Consider the following 17,186-nt stretch of genomic DNA (forward strand, 5'->3'; position numbering starts at 1 on the left):
AGATTAACGGTGGCGGAAGGCCGGTGGGCGCTTCTCGGTGAACGCGTTCATGCCCTCGGTCTGGTCGTCGGTCGCGAACGCCGAGTGGAACAGCCTGCGCTCGTACAGAAGGCCCTCGGCCAGGGTCGATTCGAAGGCACGGTTGACGGCCTCCTTCGCCATCCGCGACGCCGACAGCGACATTCCGGCGATGGTCTTGGCGACCGCGTTGGCCTCGTCGAGCAGTGTGTCGGCGGGCACCACCCGCGACACCAGGCCCGCGCGTTCGGCCTCCTCGGCGCCCATGTTGCGCCCGGTGAGGATCAGGTCCATGGCCTTGGCCTTGCCGATGGCGCGGGTCAGCCGCTGCGAGCCGCCCATGCCGGGCAGCACACCGAGCTTGATCTCGGGCTGGCCGAATTTCGCGGTGTCGGCGGCGATCAGCAGATCGCACATCATCGCCAACTCGCAGCCACCGCCGAGCGCGTAGCCGGCGACGGCCGCGATCGTGGGGGTGCGGGTGGCGGCGAACGAACCCCAGGCTGCGAAGAAGTCGCTGGCGAAGACGTCCGCGAACGACAGGCTCGCCATCTCCTTGATGTCGGCTCCCGCGGCGAACGCCTTCTCGTTGCCGGTGATGATGATGGCGCCGATCGCCGGATCGTTGTCCAATTCGGCTGCCGCGGAGGTGACTTCGTCCATCACCTGGCTGTTGAGCGCGTTGAGTGCCTTCGGCCGGTTCAGCGTGATGGTCGCGACACGGTCGTCACGCGTGACAATAATGGTGTCGTAGTCGGTCATGAGAACTCCAGTTCGCGATCGGCCGGCGCGAAGTAATCCTCCACGTCGGCTGTGGTGACCGCCGCCAACGAGGCGGGCGACCATTTCGGATTGCGGTCCTTGTCGACAACCTGGGCGCGGATACCCTCGACGAAGTCGTGGGAGCGCAGCGCCCCGCACGAGGTCCGGTACTCCTGGCGCAGCACGTCTTCGAGTGTGTCGAGTTTCGCGGCGCGGCGCAGCGCTTCGAGCGCGACGGAAACCGAGACGGGCGAGCGGCTCTCGATGAGATCGGCCGCCTCGCCGGCAGCTGCGTCGTCGTGACCGCGCAGCGCGGCGACGATGTCGAGGACGGTCTCACCGGCATAGCACCGGTCGATCCATTCGCGTTGCCGCAGAAGATTACTCGGCGGTGGCTCGACGGCATGGGCGGCCAGTGCGTCATTGATCCCGTCCGCGAGGATCGCGGCCTTGAAGTCGGCGAGCTTATCGTGGGGTACGAAGTGGTCGGCGAATCCCATCGCGATCGCGTCGGCGCCGTCGAAGTTCGCGCCCGTGAGCGCGGCGTGGTAGCCGAGCAGCCCGGGTGCGTGCGACAGGATGAGTGTGCCGCCGACGTCGGGGACGAAGCCGATGCCGACCTCCGGCATCGCCATCTTGGTGGTGTCGGTGACGACGCGCACGCTGCCGTGGGCGCTGACCCCGACGCCACCGCCCATCACGATGCCGTCCATCAGGGCGACATACGGTTTGGTGAACCGGCCGATCTGGGCGTTGAGCAGGTATTCGTCGTACCAGAACAGGCGCGCTTCACGTCCTTTGTCAGGTCCCTCGGCCCTGGCGCTGTGATAGAGCGCGACGATGTCGCCGCCCGCGCACAGGCCGCGTTCGCCGGCGCCGTCGACGATGACGGCGGTGACGGCATCGTCGTGGGCCCATTCGGCCAGCACACGCGACATCGCGGTGACCATGGAGTGGTTCAGCGAATTGATGGCCTTGGGCCGGTTGAGGGTGATCAGGCCGACGCCGCGGTCAACGGTTACTAGGACATCCTCGTTTTCGCCCACGAGTATGCAATGTAGAACGTTGCCCGACCTGCGAACGCTTTGGGTAGGGTTTCTTGTGAACCAGCTGGGAAAGTGATCGGCGCGGCCGGGAACCGACCAGGGACATGATTCGTTGACGCTGTGTTCGCCGATTGACGATCGACATCATCAGGAGAGGAACCCACGGTGCGGGAATCCAGCAACCCCGTATTTCGATCCCTGCCAAAGTCGCAGGGCGGATATGCGCAGTTCGGTACCGGGGCCGCCGGCTACGGTACGCAGGCGGTTCACGCCGACCCCTATGTGACGCAGTACCCGGAGCAGCGCCAGGCCGGCGTTGCCCGCCCGATGACCATCGACGATGTCGTCACCAAGACCGGCGTCACGCTGGCGGTGTTGGCGGCCGTCGCAGTCGTCACCTACTTCCTGGCGGCGGTGAACCCGGCTGTTGCCCTTCCGCTGGCGATGGTCGGCGCGATCGGCGGCCTGGTGTTGGTCCTGGTGGCCACCTTCGGTCGCAAGCAGGACAACCCCGCGATCGTCTTGAGCTACGCGGGCCTGGAGGGCCTTTTCCTGGGCGCCATCTCGTGGGTGTTCGGTAGGAGCGTCGAGATCGCGGGCGGCAGCGCGGGCGCGCTGATCACCCAGGCGGTGCTCGCCACGTTCGGCGTGTTCTTCGGCATGCTCGTCGTCTACAAGACCGGCGCCATCCGCGTCACCCCGAAGTTCACCCGCATGATCGTCGCCGGCCTGTTCGGTGTCCTGGTGCTCATGCTCGGCAACCTGGTGCTGGCGATGTTCGGTGTCGGCGGCGGCGAGGGCATGGGCCTGCGCGCCGGTGGTCCGATCGCGATCATCTTCTCGCTGGTCTGCATCGGCCTGGCCGCGTTCAGCTTCCTGATCGACTTCGATTCGGCCGATCAGATGATCCGCGCGGGTGCACCGGAGAAGGCGGCGTGGGGCGTTGCGCTCGGCCTGACCGTCACGCTGGTCTGGCTGTACATCGAGATCCTGCGACTGCTGTCGTACTTCCAAAGCGATTAGCAGCTCGACGAGAAGGCCCGGCACGAAATGTGCCGGGCCTTTTCGTTTTCGCGGATTAGGACAGCCGCTCGATCACCATCGCCATGCCCTGGCCGCCGCCGACACACATCGTCTCGAGGCCGAACGTCTTGTCGTGGGTCGTCAGGTTGTTCAGCAGTGTCGCGGTGATCCGCGCGCCGGTCATGCCGAACGGATGGCCCAGTGCGATCGCACCACCCGAGACGTTGAGCTTGTCCTCGTCCATGCCCAGTTCGCGCGCCGAGCCGAGCACCTGCACCGCGAAGGCCTCATTGATCTCGTAGAGGTCGATATCGCCGATCGACATGCCGGCGTTGGCCAGCGCCTTCTTCGTCGCCTCGATCGGGCCGAGACCCATGATCTCCGGCGACAGCCCGCTCACTCCCGTCGACACCACACGCGCCAGCGGCGTCAGACCCAGCTCGCGAGCCTTGGTGTCCGACATGACGATCAACGCGGCGGCGCCGTCGTTGAGTGGGCAGGCGTTGCCGGCGGTCACGGTGCCGTTCGGCCGGAACACCGGCTTGAGTTGGCTGATCTTCTCGTAGGTGGTCCCGGCCCGAGGACCATCATCGGTGGAGACGACGGTTCCGTCAGGCAGCGTCACCGGGACGATCTCGCGCTCGAAGAAGCCGTTCTTGATGGCCTCCTCGGCGCGGTTCTGCGACCGAACACCCCAGTGGTCCTGGTCCTCGCGGCTGATGCCGGTGTACAGCGCGACGTTTTCGGCGGTCTGGCCCATCGCGATGTAGACGTCCGGCAGCAAGCCGTCCTCGCGCGGGTCGTGCCACTCCTCGGCACCGGCGGCCGCCTGATCCGAGCGGCTCATCGCGTCGGCGAACAACGGGTTCTTGCTGTCGGGCCAACCGTCCGCCGTACCCTTCGGGAACCGCGAAACCGTCTCCACGCCAGCCGAAATGAACGCATGTCCCTCGCCGGCCTTGATCGCGTGGAACGCCATGCGCGTGGTCTGCAGCGACGACGAGCAGTAGCGGTTCACCGTCGTGCCCGGCAGGAAGTCGTAGCCGAGCTGCACGGCCACCGCCCTGCCGACGTTGAATCCGGCCTCGCCTGCGGGCTGGCCGCAGCCCATGATCAGGTCGTCGATTTCCCGCGGATCCAGTGCGGGCACTTTGTCCAGCGCCGCGCGCACCATCTGCGCGGCCAGGTCGTCGGGACGGATGTCGACCAGTGAACCCTTGGCGGCGCGGCCGATCGGCGACCGCGCGGTCGCGACAATGACGGCTTCAGGCATGGTGTCTCCTCGCATTGACGGCTATGAGGAGAACCTAGCTCGCCGACGCCACGATGGGTGCGGGGACCCCGGTCGACCGCCGCCACAGCCTGCTGAATCCGCCCACCCGGGCCAGCAGCGCGAAGCCCTCACCCGAGCGCGTCCGCCACGGTAACTCCGGCGCCGCGCCACCGAGCCAGTCGCTCAACGCATTACACAGCGCAGGCAGCAGTTGGTTGGCTGCCAGCGCATAACCGGCGCCCGACGGGTGGAACATGTCGGGGGAGAACAACACGTCGGGGGTGGACCGAAAGTGCGGCGCCAGCAGGTCGGCCAGCGGCACGGGAACCCCGCCCTCGGCTCGCACCGCAGCCGTCTGAACCCGGGCCAGCTGAAGGCCGCGGCTGCGTGTCACCGCGCGCAGGGGCTGCGGTATCGCGGTGATGACGCCGAAATCAGGGCAGGTGCCCACCACCACGACGGCGCCAGCGGCCCGCAACCGACGCACCGCCCTTCCCAGTCGGCGCGCCGACGGTCGGATGCCGTTCGGCCGGGTGATGTCGTTGGCGCCGATCATGATCACCGCGGCGTCGGGCGGTGGGCCCGCGACGAACATCGCGTCGATCTGGCCCGACAGTCCCTTCGACGTCGCCCCGACGATCGCCTTGGTGCTCAGCCGGATCCGCTTACCGGAGACCTCGGCCAGACCCCTCGCGAGCAGGACTCCGGGCACCTCCTCGGCGGAGGTGGCGCCGTAACCGGTTGCGGTGGAGTCGCCGAAGACCATCAGGTGCAGGTCGAACGGCACGTCACGGCGCCAGCGCTCGACGGGACCGCCGCCAGGTGCGTAGACGCCGTCGGCGCGGGGCGGGATGTCCCACGCATGCGGAATGACGCGACGAGCCTGATCGGCCTGCCCGATCAGCAGGTTGCGCGCCCCGATATAGGCCGAACCGACCGAGCCGAGCGTGGCCGCGGCTGCAAAGGCGATGGTGCTCGTCCGTCGTGGTGTGCCCACGTCGGCAAGTTTAAGAGGCTTTTCCGGGGCTATCCGCGTGGCGAGAAGCGTTAAGGGGTCACATTGCGGTATCAACTCCGGTATCGAATATGACTCGCTGATTGTTGAAACGAACATAAGGTGTCAAGCTAAGATGCGAGTCACGTCCAGAAAATTAGGCGTGCTCGACACCACGGCGGCTTGAAACGTCGGAGGGGGTGGTTGTAATGACCGCACCAAGCAAGGTTGGCCATGTTCGCCGGCCAGGAGTATCACCTGTTCACGCGCGTAAACCGCGCAAGTTTCCAGTCAGCGACGGAGCGCCGGTAGAGGTCGTCGAAGACGGCCCGAGCCTCGGCGGTCGGCTTGCATCGCTCGCGGCCCTGCTAACTGTTCGGCCCACGCTAGCTATCGGCAGCTATGCGCCGAAGCTGCCGTGGCCGTGGGGTCTTGTCGACTTCGTCTCGCGCATCTCGCGGCCTGCGCCTGGCACCGTGCGGGCCACGATCTCTTTGCCGAAATGCACTGCGCAACTCGTCAGGGCGCCTGGTGTGCTGCCCGCGGACGGCAAACGCGGCGTCATCCTCTACTTGCACGGCGGCGCATTCCTGACCTGCGGTGTCAACTCGCACGGCCGCCTGGTGCAGGCGCTGTCGGGCTACGCCGATTGTCCGGTGCTGGTCGTCAACTACCGGATGATCCCGAAACACTCCGTCGGCATGGCGATCGACGACTGCTACGACGCCTACCAGTGGCTGCGCCTGCACGGCTATGAGCCCGACCAGATCGTTCTGGCCGGCGACTCCGCGGGCGGCTACTTGGCGCTGGCCCTGGCCGAACGCCTGCAGCGCGAAGGCCTCGAGGGTGAGGTGCCTGCCGCGATGGTGACGATGTCGCCCCTTTTCGAGATCGACAACGAGGCGCGGGCCAACCACCCGAACATCCGTACCGACGCGATGTTCCCGCCGCGGGCATTCCACGCGCTCGTCGACCTGATCGAGGATGCGGCGCGGCATGGGCGCAAGGATGGCAAGCCCGAAGAGGTCTACGAGCCGCTCGACCACATCGAACCCGGCCTGCCCCGCACGCTGATCCACGTCTCGGGCTCCGAGGTACTGGTGAGCGATGCGCGCAAGGCCGCGCGGCGCCTGGCTGCGGCCGGTGTGCCGGTCGAAGTCCGCGTCTGGCCAGGGCAGATGCACGTGTTCCAGATCGCGGCGCCGATCGTGCCCGAGGCGAAACGCTCGTTGCGCCAGATCGGCGAATACATCCGCGAGGCCACCTGGTAGCCGACCTGGTGACGGCGGGAGTCGCCTGACACGATGGAGTCATGCGGATCGCCCGGCACGTCAGTGAGCTCATCGGCAATACCCCCCTGGTGCAGCTGAACTCTGTTGTACCGCCGGGGGCGGGCATGGTCGCGGCCAAGATCGAGTACCTCAACCCCGGCGGCAGCTCGAAGGACCGCATCGCGATCAAGATGATCGACGCTGCCGAGGCCAGCGGGGAGCTCAAGCCCGGCGGCACGATCGTCGAACCGACGTCGGGGAACACGGGGGTGGGGCTGGCGCTGATCGCCCAGCAGCGGGGTTACAAGTGCATCTTCGTCTGCCCTGACAAGGTCGGCGAGGACAAGCGCAACGTGCTGCGCGCATACGGCGCCGACGTGGTGGTGTGTCCGACCGCGGTGCCACCCGATCATCCCGACAGCTACTACAGCGTCTCCGACCGGCTGGTCGGAGAGATCGACGGCGCGTGGAAGCCGGACCAGTACTCCAACCCGATGGGGCCCGAGTCGCATTACGAGACCACCGGACCGGAGATCTGGGCCGACACCGACGGCAAGGTCACGCATTTTGTGGCGGGTGTGGGCACCGGGGGCACCATCACCGGCGCCGGTCGCTACCTGAAGGAAGTGTCCGACGGCAAGGTGCGGGTCATCGGCGCCGATCCGGAGGGTTCGGTGTACTCCGGTGGCTCGGGACGGCCGTATCTGGTGGAGGGCGTGGGCGAGGACTTCTGGCCCAAGGCCTACGACCCCGCGGTGCCCGACGAGATCATCGCGGTTTCGGATGCCGATTCGTTCGAGATGACGCGCAGGCTTGCGCGCGAAGAGGCGCTGCTCGTCGGCGGGTCATGCGGTATGGCAGTGGTGGCCGCCAACAAGGTGGCCGAACAGGCCGGCCCCGACGCGCTGGTCGTCGTGCTGTTGCCCGACGGCGGAAGAGGTTATCTCGCAAAGGTTTTCAACGACGACTGGATGTCGTCGTACGGCTTTTTGCGTAGCCGGATGGACGGGTCGGTGGAGGAGTCCACGGTCGGCGAAGTGCTGCGCGGCAAGTCGGGGGCGTTGCCCGACCTCGTGCATACGCACCCGTCGGAGACCGTCCGCGACGCCATCGGGATCCTGCGCGAATACGGCGTCTCACAGATGCCCGTCGTCGGCGCCGAACCGCCGGTGATGGCCGGGGAGGTCGCGGGCAGCGTGTCCGAACGCGAACTGCTCTCCGCCGTGTTCGAGGGACGGGCCAAGCTCGCCGATGCGGTGGCCGAGCACATGAGCCCGCCGATGCCGCTGATCGGCGCCGGCGAACTTGTCAGCGCCGCAGCGAAAGAACTTCGCGAGTGCGACGCTGTGATGGTGGTCGAGGAGGGTAAGCCCGTCGGCGTGCTGACCCGCCACGACCTGCTCGGTTTCCTGTCCGACGGAAGCAAGCGCCGGGTTCGCTAGCGTCTCACCGTCATCGGGCCGTCGACGCCTGGCAAACAGCCCGACAGGGTCTGGCGAAGCGGTGTCTGCCGCAGAGTTGCTGACTTTTGGTAGCGGCGGTGTGTTTCGCACAGAAAACCCTGCACAAAGCCGCTTCTCGGGTAGATTAGGCACGCTTGAACCCAGCTAAGCCATTGACTGGAGCCGTCCATGAACGATGAACCGCCGCCTCCGGCACGCGGTCCGTCTTCACCCGACGGTTCGCAGGGCGACGGCACTCCGCCACCGCAAATGGCGACCAGGTATCCACCTCCAGCGCAACCGGTTCAAGCACTACCGAGAGAGGCTTACACGCCCTGGTTCACCCGCGTGTTGGCCTGGCTGATCGATAACATTCCCACGTTCCTCATCCTCGGCATCGGCTGGGCCGTGTTACTCGCAACGCAGGAAACCACCTGTGTGACAGAGTATTCAGACGCCGACATGCGTGAGATCTGCGTGATGGAGCCGTCGATGCTGGGACAGGCGTCGGCTTCCTTCATCGCTCCGATTCTCGTTCTGGCATACGTGATCTGGAATTACGGCTACCGACAGGGCACCACCGGCTCCAGCATCGGCAAGTCGCTGCAGAACTTCAAGGTGGTCAGTGAAAAGACCGGGCAGCCAATCGGTTTCGGTATGTCTGTCCTGCGGCAACTGGCGCATACCATCGACGCCGCGATCTGTTATATCGGTTATCTGTTCCCGCTGTGGGACGCCAAACGGCAGACCATTGCGGATAAACTCATCAGCACCGTCTGCTTACCATTGTCGTCAACCGGGAAGGTCACATGACTGATCAACCGCCTCCTCCGCCGGGAAACAACCCTCCGCCACCTCCCGGTGGTTATCCGCCACCGCCCCCGGCCGGGGGCTACCCGCCACCGCCCCCGCCTGGGGGTTACCCACCTCCTCCGTCGCCGGGCGGGTATCCGCCGCCAGGGGCCGGATATCCGCCACCGGGGCAGGGCGGTTACCCGCCTGCAGGTGGCTATCCGCCACCGGGCGGGCCGGGATACCCTGGCGCTCAGCGGTATAGCGTCGGAGAGGCGTTCTCGTGGGCGTGGGGCAAATTCACCTCCAACGCCGCCGCGTTGATCGTTCCGACGCTGGTATACGGGATCATCGTCTTCGCGGTGCAAGCCTTGTTCAGCGCGCTATCGGCCGTGGTGGACCCGGAGTCGACGAGCTACTCGTCGGACGGCGACGGATTCTCCTTCTCCTACAGCGTCTCCGGGCCCGCCAGTATCGCGATCACCATCCTCGGCTGGATTGTGGCGCTGGTCGTCGGCGGAATCATCCAATCTGCCTACTACAACGGCATGTTGGCCATCGCCGACGGTCAGCCGGTGACGATCGGTTCGTTCTTCAAGCCGCGTAACGTCGGCGCGGTCATCATCGCGGGCGTGATCGTCGGGCTGTTGACCTCGATCGGCTTTGCGCTGTGCGTCCTCCCAGGATTCATCGTGGCCATCTTCACGATGTTCACCGTGATCGCCCTGCTGGACCGCAACCTCTCGCCGATCGACGCGATCAAGACGAGCTTCGACATCGCGAAGAACAACTTCGGTCAGGTGCTGCTGACATTGCTGGCTGTCTTCGCCATCACGGTCGTTGGGGCGTTGCTCTGCGGCGTGGGTCTGCTCGTCGCGCTTCCGCTGGTCGCGCTCATCGAGGTGTACGCCTATCGCAAGCTCAGCGGGGGTCAGGTCGCCGACCTCAACCCGCAGCCATTACCGCCCGGTCCGCCGCCTCAGGTCACTCCGCAGCAGTAACCGATCATCGGAAGGCGCTGACGCCGGTCAGCGCCTCACCGATGACCAACTGATGCACCTCCGAGGTGCCCTCGTACGTCAGCACCGACTCCAGGTTGTTGGCGTGCCGGATGACCGGATACTCCAGGGTGATCCCGTTGGCGCCCAACAGGGTTCGACACTGACGGGCGATCTGGATGGCCTCGCGGACATTGTTCAGCTTGCCGAGGCTGACCTGCTCGGGCTTGATCTTGCCCTCGTCCTTGAGCTTGCCGAGGTGAAGGGCGAGAAGTTGAGCTTTGCCGAGTTCGACTGCCATATCAGCGATTTTGGCTTGAGTCAGCTGGTAGCCCGCCAGCGGTTTGTCGAACACCTCCCGTGTGCCGACGTAGTCCAGCGCGCTCTGCAGGCAGTCCCTGGCGGCGCCGACACTGCCGAACACAATGCCGAACCGGGCCTCCGACAGGCAGCTGAGCGGCCCGGACAGTCCCCGGGCGTCGGGAAGCTTCGCGTCGGCCGGCAACCGGACGTCGTCGAGGTGTAATTCCGAGGTGACCGAGGCCCGCAGCGACAGCTTGTGTGTCATGTCGGTCGCGGAGAATCCCGGCGTTCCGGCGGGCACCAGAAATCCGGCTATCCCGTCGTCGGTTCGGGCCCACACGACCGCCACATCGGCAACCGACCCGTTGGTGATCCACATCTTCGAACCGCGCAGGATCCAATCCGATCCGTCCCGCTTGGCGGTCGTGCGCATCCCGCCCGGATTGGAGCCGAAGTCGGGTTCGGTCAGCCCGAAACACCCGATGGCCTCACCGGTGGCCATCGCGGGCAGCCAACGATTGCGCTGCTCCTCGCTGCCCCAGCGGTGGATCGCGAACATCGCCAGCGAGCCCTGCACCGAGACCAGGCTGCGCAGCCCGCTGTCCACCGCCTCGAGTTCCTGGCACACCAGGCCGTAGGCCGTCGCGGTCGATCCGCCGCAGCCGTAACCCTTGAGGTGCATGCCCAGAAGCCCGAGCTTGCCGAACTCGGCGGCCAGTTCGCGAACCGGCACCTGACCGGTTTCGAACCACTCGGCGATGAACGGCCGCAGCCGCTGTTCGCCGAACCGGCGCACGGTCTGGCGCAGCTCGATGTCCTCGGGTGAGAGCAGGGAATCCAGCTCGAGCATGTCGTCGAGGCGGGTCGCAGAATTCATGGGACATGTCTACCCGGTCGGCATGCGCCACAGTCGTGGCTAGGCTGAGCGGTGATGTCGAAGAACGAAACGCAGGGCCTTTCGGCGCAGGGCCTGTCTACGAAGGCCATCCACGCCGTCCGACCCGATCTGACCACCGGTGCCGTCAACGCGCCGATCTACGCCAGCTCGACGTTCGCGCAGGACGGCGTCGGCGGGCTGCGCGGAGGCTACGAATACGCCAGAACCGGCAACCCCACCCGGGCGGCGCTCGAGGTCTCCCTTGCGGCGGTGGAGGCGGCGGCCTTCGGGCGGGCGTTCTCCTCGGGCATGGCGGCGACGGATTGCGCGTTGCGGGCGGTTCTGCGCCCCGGTGACCATGTGGTGATGCCCGACGACGCTTACGGCGGGACGTTCCGGTTGATCGACAAGGTGTTCACCAAGTGGGGCATCGACTACACCGCCGTGGCGCTCGCCGATCTGGACGCGGTGCGCGCGGCTATCACGCCGAACACCCGGATGATCCTGGTGGAGACGCCGACCAACCCGCTGCTGTCGATCGCCGACATCAGCGCGATCGCGCAGATCGCGGCGACGTCGAATGTGAAAGTGTTGGTAGACAACACCTTCGCCTCACCCGCGCTGCAGCAGCCGCTGCTGCTGGGCGCCGACGTCGTGTTGCACTCCACTACCAAGTACATCGGGGGGCACTCCGACGTGGTGGGCGGCGCGCTGCTGACCAACGACGAGGAACTCGACGCCGCGTTCGCCTTCCTGCAGAACGGTGCGGGCGGGGTGCCCAGCCCGTTCGACGCCTACCTCACGCTTCGCGGTCTGAAGACACTGGTGATCCGCATGCAGCGGCACAGCGACAACGCGGCCGTCATCGCCGAGTTCCTCGAGGGACATCCCGCGATCGAAGCCGTGCTCTACCCGGGGCTGCCCACGCATCCGGGCCACGAGGTCGCGGCCAGGCAGATGACCGGCTTCGGGGGCATGATCTCCGTGCGACTGCGCGGGGGAGCGGAGGCCGCACGCCAACTGTGTTCCCGCACAGAGGTCTTCATTCTCGCCGAGTCGTTGGGCGGCGTCGAATCGCTGATCGAGCACCCCGGCGCCATGACCCACGCGTCGACCGCCGGTTCCCAACTGGAGGTCCCCGAGGATTTGGTGCGGCTGTCGGTCGGTATCGAGGACGTCGCGGATCTGCTGGCCGACCTCGAGCAGGCGCTGAGCTAGCGGCTAGGACAGCGCTGGGCGCAGCGCCGAGGCCGTGACCGCGAGGTTCATCTCGGGCAGCGCCGTCGGTGACTCTTCGACCCAGCTGCCCAGCGCGATCTCGCCGGCGCGGGCATGCACCCACCGCCATCCCCGGTCATTGAGGCTGAGCAGCGCGCCCAGACCGTCGATCGCGTGCAGCAGCGTGATGATCGCGGCCGTGGTCGGGCCCGGCGGCCTGCGATCGAACAGCGCCGACAACAGCGCCGAGCGCGCGTGACCGACGCGATCTCGGTTGGTCAGCGGCCATGCGAACTCGTGTCCGAACCGCTTGTCCGGCAGAGGGATACGTCGGATCTGACCAGTTCGCTCCAGATGGCCGATGACGTTGCTTTCGGTGTGCTTGGCCAGCCGCTTGACCGCCGATCGGGGCCGCAACGGCCGGCGCTGCAACAGCGAAAACGCCGGTTCTGCGACCGGGTCCGTCGCGCCGGCCACCGACAACGCGATCAGGCGGCCCGGTTCGACCGGGTCACCGTCGACCGACGGGCGGATTCGGCAGGCCAGGGCCAGGTCGAGCAGCACCGCGGCGGCCAACACCCGCTCCCGGCGCGGACGGTCGAGAACCGGTTGCGCCGAAGCGTTGTCGAGCAGCAGCAGGAAAAGGTCCTCGGCGATCTGCGCCATGAGCGGATGCTAAACCGCATCCGGTCCGCGACTCGAATTCGGCTGGGGGTGGGCTGGGCCGTCAGGCGTGATACGGCTCTGCCTCGAGCAGCTTCACCTTGACCGTGCTGCCGCTGGGCACCGTGTAGGTGCGCACGTCGCCGACCTTCGCGTCGAGGAGCGCCTCGCCCAGCGGGGACTTCGGCGAGTACACCTCGAGCTTGCCGTCGCTGATGCCCTCTTGGCGGGTGGCGATCAGGAAGGTCTCGGTGTCGCTCTCGTCGTCGCCGTACTGCACCTTGACCACCGAGCCGGGCAGCGCGACGCCCGACTGCTTGGGCGCCTCGCCGACCTTGGCGCTGTTGAGCAGTTCCTGCAGCTGACGGATCCGGGCCTCCTGCTGGCCCTGCTCCTCGCGGGCGGCGTGGTAGCCGCCGTTCTCGCGGAGGTCACCCTCTTCGCGGCGGTCGTTGATCTCGGCGGCGATGACGGGCCGGTTGGCGATCAGCTGGTCGAGCTCCGCCTTCAACCGGTCGAATGCCTCCTGGGTAAGCCAGGTGACCTGCGTATCGGTCATATCGTCGCGCTCCTGTCCTTCTGGGTCTTGCGGCGTGCTCGCGCTTTTCTCGCGTAAGACGTCTCGTGGTACGGCGCCGGGGCTTGACGTGTATTGCCGCGGTTCGCGTGCTCAAGCACAGCACCAAATGCAGCAATACACGGCTCCAGCAGGAACCGTGTACCCGACCATGGTAGCACCGACGGGCCAACCGGATTTCACGAATTCGCAGTTCGCCGTTTGCCGGACCGACGAATCAGCGTGATTTCAAGGGGCCACCAGATACGACGGCACGTCGGTGCCGCACCCGTAAATATCGCCGATCACGGGCTGGCGGGTCGCTTTGACCGGTGCGGTCACTTGCACCGTCTGTTGCGAGGCCGGCGGGACCAGCACCTCCCGACGGCCCGTCTCGGCGCCGTCGATGGAGCGGGCCCGCACGATGCAGACGACCGGCCGGGACGGGTCCTCACGGGTGACGCTGATCGTCACCGACACCGTCTCATCGTCGACCAGTTCGTAGGCGCCCAGCTCACCCGTCACGGGCTCGCCCTCGAACCGTCCGAACGCCAGCACTGCGACCGTCACCCCCACCGCCAGCGCGAGCAACGTGAACGCGACGGCGAGCCAACGGCGGCGGTTACCGGACGGCCGCTGGCGGCCGTAGCGTGCGGCGGGGCGCTCGATCATCTGGTTTTCTATGCCCGTCGGTCGGATAGATCTACGGAACTGGAACTATAGGGACTATTGAGACGTCTCCGCGGGTTGATATCGCCGGAGACGACAGCGCGATGATAAGGCAGAGCAGGTTGAGCGAACTGCGGTTGATGGCGGTGCACGCCCACCCGGACGACGAGTCCAGCAAGGGTGCCGCCACCATGGCCCGGTACGTGGACGAGGGTGTGCGCGTGCTTGTGGTGACGCTCACCGGCGGCGAGCGCGGCGACATCCTCAACCCGGCCATGGACCTGCCCGAGGTGCACGGCCGGATGGCCGAGATCCGCCGCGACGAGATGGCCAAGGCCGCCGAGATCCTCGGCGTCGAGCACCGCTGGCTCGGCTTCGTCGACTCCGGCCTGCCCGAAGGCGATCCGCTTCCGCCGCTGCCGGAAGGCTGCCTCGGCCTGGTGCCGCTCGAGCAACCGGTGGAGGCGCTGGTGCGCGTCGTGCGTGAGTTCCGGCCACACGTGATGACCACCTATGACGAGAACGGCGGCTATCCGCATCCGGACCACATCAGGTGCCACCAGGTGTCGATGGGTGCCTACGACGCCGCCGGGGACCACCTGCTGTTCCCCGACGCCGGCGAGCCGTGGGATGTTCAGAAGCTGTACTACACGCACGGCTTCGTGCGACAGCGGATGCAGCTGCTGCAGGACGAGTTCGCCAAACACGGGGAGGTCGGCCCGTTCGAGAAGTGGCTCAAGCACTGGGATCCCGAGCACGACATCTTCGCCAAGCGGGTGACCACCCGCGTCGAGTGCGCCAAGTACTTCGCGCTGCGCGACGACGCGTTGCGCGCGCACGCCACCCAGATCGACCCCAACGGGGACTTCTTCCGCGCGCCGATCGAATGGCAGCAGCGGCTCTGGCCCACCGAGGAGTTCGAGTTGGCCCGCTCGCGCGTGCCCGTATCGCTTCCTGAGGACGACCTCTTCGCCGGAATCGAGGGCCGATGAACCTCCTGCTCGCCGTCGACCTGCTGGCCCAGCAGGAACCCCCCAGGGACACCGGACCGGACTTCGGCAAGGCCAGTCCGCTGGGCCTGCTGATCGTGGTGCTGCTGTTGATCGGCACGTTCCTGCTGGTCCGGTCGATGAACCGGCAGCTGCGCAAGGTGCCGAAATCGTTCGACCCGGCCGATGCGGAAGCGGAGCAGACCGCCGAGCCGGCCGACGAGCCCCAGGCCCCGATCGAATCCGACGGGCCGCCCGACGGGACGAAACGTGAGCCCGGGGGCTAACGCTCTCTCGCGGGCCACCAGCCCGTATCTGCGTCAGCACGCCGCCAACCCGGTGCACTGGCGCGAATGGACGCCGGAGGCGCTGGCCGAGGCTGCCGACCGCGATGTGCCGATCCTGCTGTCGATCGGATACGCGGCTTGCCACTGGTGTCATGTCATGGCCCATGAGTCGTTCGACGACGCCGAAGTGGCTGCCGCCGCGAACGACGGCTTCGTCTGCATCAAGGTCGACCGCGAGGAGCGGCCCGACCTCGATGCGGTGTACATGAACGCGACCGTCGCGCTCACGGGGCAGGGCGGCTGGCCGATGACATGCTTCCTCACTCCCGACGGCAGGCCGTTCTTCTGCGGGACGTACTACCCGAAGCCGACCTTCCTCCAGCTGCTGGCCGCGGTCACCGACACCTGGCACAACCGCCGCGGCGAAGTCGAGCAGGCGTCCGAGAAGATCACCGAGGAACTGCGGACGATGGCGGCCGGGTTGCCCGGCGGGGGACCGCCGTTGCAGCCCGCGCTGTGCGACCACGCCGTTGCCGCGGTGCTGCAGGACGAGGACGTCGCCCGCGGTGGATTCGCCACCAATCCCGCTGGCGCACCGAAGTTTCCACCATCGGCGTTGCTCGAGGGTCTGCTGCGCAACCACGAACGCACGGGCGACATCATGCCCATCGAAACCGTCGAGCGGACCTGCACGGCGATGGCCCGCGGCGGAATCTACGATCAGCTGGCGGGCGGCTTCGCCCGCTACAGCGTCGACGCGGCCTGGGTGGTTCCGCACTTCGAGAAGATGCTGTATGACAACGCCCTACTGTTGCGGGCGTATGCCCATTGGGCGCGATGTACCGGAAACCCGCTGGCGCACAAGGTTACCGTTGAGACGGCCGCATTCATCGTCGACGAACTCGGCGCCGACGACATGTTCGCGTCGTCGCTGGATGCCGACGCGGCCGGGGTGGAAGGGCTGACGTACGTCTTCACCCCCGAGCAGCTGCGCGAGTTTCTCGGTGACGACGATGGGCAGTGGGCGGCAGAGCTGTTCGCGGTCACCGAGGCGGGCACGTTCGAGCAGGGCGCGTCGGTGCTGCAGTTGCCGCGCGACCCCGACGACCGGGAGCGGTTCGCCAGGGTGCGGGCAGCACTGCTGGCGGCCCGGCTCACCCGGCCGCAACCCGGCCGCGACGACAAGATCGTCACCGGGTGGAACGGCCTGGCGATCACGGCGCTCGCCGAAGCCGCCGTCGCGCTCGACCGGCCCGAATTGCTCGACGCCGCAACGCGTTGCGCACGCGCCGTATGGGAGCTGCACGTCGTTGACGGCAGACTGCGGCGGGCGAGCCTCGGCGGTGCGGTTGGCGACAGCGCCGGGATCCTCGAAGACCATGGCGCGTTGGCCACCGGCCTGCTGACCGTTCATCAGATGACGGGTGACCCCGACTGGCTGCAGGCGGCGATGATGCTGCTCGACATCGCGCTCGAGCACTTCGCCGACCCGGACCGGCCCGGCCGGTGGTTCGACACCGCCGACGACGCCGAGACATTGATGGTGCGGCCGGCCGATCCGCTCGACGGTGCGACACCGTCGGGTGCGTCGCTGATCGCCGAGGCGCTGCTCACCGCGGCGCACCTCGCCCCCGCGTCGCGGGCAGATCGCTACGGCGCGGCGGCTGAGGCCACTCTGGCGGCGGCCACGCCGATTCTGACCCGGCTGCCGCGCTCGGGCGGACACTGGCTCGCCGTCGCGGAGGCGGCGGTTCGCGGGCCGATCCAGATCGCGGTGGCGTGCGACCCCGCCCGGTCGGACTTGCTGTCGGCAGCGAGGCGGCTCGCGCCGGGCGGAGCGGTCGTCGTCGGCGGCCTGGTGAATTCGTCCGAACTGCTGATCGACCGCGACCGCGTCGGCGGTGCCGACGCCGCCTATGTGTGCCGTGGCAGAACGTGCGACCTGCCGGTCACCACGGCGCCGGAACTCGCTGCCGCCCTGGGCGCGTCCGTGTAGCGTTCGGCG

The 17,186-nt window shown here is 67.2% G+C and carries 17 protein-coding genes; 9 read left to right on the forward strand and 8 right to left on the reverse strand.

What is annotated here, in order from left to right:
• Positions 1-3: 3 nt before the first annotated feature.
• Both AU192_RS06405 and AU192_RS06410 read right to left on the reverse strand, forming a co-directional pair.
• The gene (locus AU192_RS06405) at positions 4-780 is read right to left on the reverse strand and encodes an enoyl-CoA hydratase (protein ID WP_064394942.1); all 777 of its coding nucleotides are present in this window, start codon (positions 778-780) and stop codon (positions 4-6) included.
• On the reverse strand, positions 777-1,826 hold the full coding sequence (locus tag AU192_RS06410; RefSeq protein ID WP_064394943.1) for an enoyl-CoA hydratase/isomerase family protein: 1,050 nt from the start codon (positions 1,824-1,826) through the stop codon (positions 777-779). Before AU192_RS06410 ends, AU192_RS06405 begins: the two co-directional genes overlap by 4 nt.
• Before the next feature lie 165 nt (positions 1,827-1,991).
• Here AU192_RS06410 and AU192_RS06415 point away from each other — a divergent pair, with 165 nt between their 5' ends.
• Entirely contained in the window at positions 1,992-2,849 is an 858-nt protein-coding gene (locus AU192_RS06415) for a Bax inhibitor-1/YccA family protein (RefSeq protein WP_064394944.1), read from the forward strand.
• A gap of 55 nt (positions 2,850-2,904) precedes the next feature.
• On the opposite strand, the gene AU192_RS06420 is transcribed toward AU192_RS06415, so the two are convergent.
• Together AU192_RS06420 and AU192_RS06425 are read right to left on the reverse strand one after the other, a co-directional pair.
• A complete protein-coding gene (locus tag AU192_RS06420) occupies positions 2,905-4,122 on the reverse strand; it encodes an acetyl-CoA C-acetyltransferase (RefSeq protein ID WP_064394998.1) in 1,218 nt (405 codons plus the stop codon).
• A 34-nt stretch (positions 4,123-4,156) separates the two neighbouring features.
• On the reverse strand, positions 4,157-5,119 hold the full coding sequence (locus AU192_RS06425) for an SGNH/GDSL hydrolase family protein (RefSeq protein ID WP_064394945.1): 963 nt from the start codon (positions 5,117-5,119) through the stop codon (positions 4,157-4,159).
• A gap of 206 nt (positions 5,120-5,325) precedes the next feature.
• Here AU192_RS06425 and AU192_RS06430 point away from each other — a divergent pair, with 206 nt between their 5' ends.
• The 4 genes from AU192_RS06430 to AU192_RS06445 all read left to right on the forward strand — a co-directional run bounded on the left by AU192_RS06430 (position 5,326) and on the right by AU192_RS06445 (position 9,622).
• On the forward strand, positions 5,326-6,387 hold the full coding sequence (locus AU192_RS06430; protein WP_064394946.1) for an alpha/beta hydrolase: 1,062 nt from the start codon (positions 5,326-5,328) through the stop codon (positions 6,385-6,387).
• Positions 6,388-6,428: 41 nt separating this feature from the next.
• On the forward strand, positions 6,429-7,829 hold the full coding sequence (locus AU192_RS06435) for a cystathionine beta-synthase (protein ID WP_064394947.1): 1,401 nt from the start codon (positions 6,429-6,431) through the stop codon (positions 7,827-7,829).
• Between the two features lie 189 nt (positions 7,830-8,018).
• A complete protein-coding gene (locus AU192_RS06440) occupies positions 8,019-8,642 on the forward strand; it encodes an RDD family protein (protein ID WP_064394948.1) in 624 nt (207 codons plus the stop codon).
• Positions 8,639-9,622, forward strand: a complete 984-nt coding sequence (locus AU192_RS06445; protein WP_064394949.1) for a YciC family protein — start codon at positions 8,639-8,641, stop codon at positions 9,620-9,622. The genes AU192_RS06440 and AU192_RS06445 overlap by 4 nt, the downstream gene beginning before the upstream one ends.
• A 4-nt stretch (positions 9,623-9,626) precedes the next feature.
• Here the strand turns inward: AU192_RS06445 and AU192_RS06450 are convergent, their stop codons facing one another.
• On the reverse strand, positions 9,627-10,799 hold the full coding sequence (locus AU192_RS06450; RefSeq protein ID WP_120275463.1) for an acyl-CoA dehydrogenase family protein: 1,173 nt from the start codon (positions 10,797-10,799) through the stop codon (positions 9,627-9,629).
• Between the two features lie 54 nt (positions 10,800-10,853).
• On the opposite strand from AU192_RS06450, the gene AU192_RS06455 reads away from it, so the two are divergent.
• Positions 10,854-12,017 carry a cystathionine gamma-synthase gene (locus AU192_RS06455; protein ID WP_064394950.1) on the forward strand — a complete coding sequence of 388 codons (1,164 nt, stop codon included), beginning with the start codon at positions 10,854-10,856 and terminating at the stop codon, positions 12,015-12,017.
• Positions 12,018-12,020: 3 nt separating this feature from the next.
• On the opposite strand, the gene AU192_RS06460 is transcribed toward AU192_RS06455, so the two are convergent.
• The 3 genes from AU192_RS06460 to AU192_RS06470 form a co-directional block, all read right to left on the reverse strand.
• Positions 12,021-12,683, reverse strand: coding sequence for a GOLPH3/VPS74 family protein (locus AU192_RS06460; RefSeq protein ID WP_064394951.1), 663 nt, complete (start codon positions 12,681-12,683; stop codon positions 12,021-12,023).
• Between the two features lie 61 nt (positions 12,684-12,744).
• Positions 12,745-13,239, reverse strand: a complete 495-nt coding sequence (gene greA, locus AU192_RS06465) for a transcription elongation factor GreA (RefSeq protein ID WP_064394952.1) — start codon at positions 13,237-13,239, stop codon at positions 12,745-12,747.
• A 246-nt stretch (positions 13,240-13,485) separates the two neighbouring features.
• A complete protein-coding gene (locus AU192_RS06470) occupies positions 13,486-13,908 on the reverse strand; it encodes a DUF4307 domain-containing protein (protein ID WP_064394953.1) in 423 nt (140 codons plus the stop codon).
• A gap of 119 nt (positions 13,909-14,027) precedes the next feature.
• Between AU192_RS06470 and mca the strand changes: the two genes are divergently transcribed.
• Genes mca through AU192_RS06485 form a run of 3 tightly spaced genes read left to right on the forward strand, consistent with a single transcriptional unit; the run spans position 14,028 to position 17,177 of the window.
• On the forward strand, positions 14,028-14,897 hold the full coding sequence (mca, locus tag AU192_RS06475) for a mycothiol conjugate amidase Mca (protein WP_064394954.1): 870 nt from the start codon (positions 14,028-14,030) through the stop codon (positions 14,895-14,897).
• Positions 14,894-15,181, forward strand: coding sequence for a hypothetical protein (locus AU192_RS06480; protein WP_064394955.1), 288 nt, complete (start codon positions 14,894-14,896; stop codon positions 15,179-15,181). The genes mca and AU192_RS06480 overlap by 4 nt, the downstream gene beginning before the upstream one ends.
• A complete protein-coding gene (locus tag AU192_RS06485) occupies positions 15,165-17,177 on the forward strand; it encodes a thioredoxin domain-containing protein (protein WP_064394956.1) in 2,013 nt (670 codons plus the stop codon). Before AU192_RS06480 ends, AU192_RS06485 begins: the two co-directional genes overlap by 17 nt.
• Positions 17,178-17,186: the final 9 nt, after the last annotated feature.

Source organism: Mycobacterium lehmannii (genome assembly GCF_001499925.1).
GTDB lineage: Bacteria > Actinomycetota > Actinomycetes > Mycobacteriales > Mycobacteriaceae > Mycobacterium > Mycobacterium lehmannii.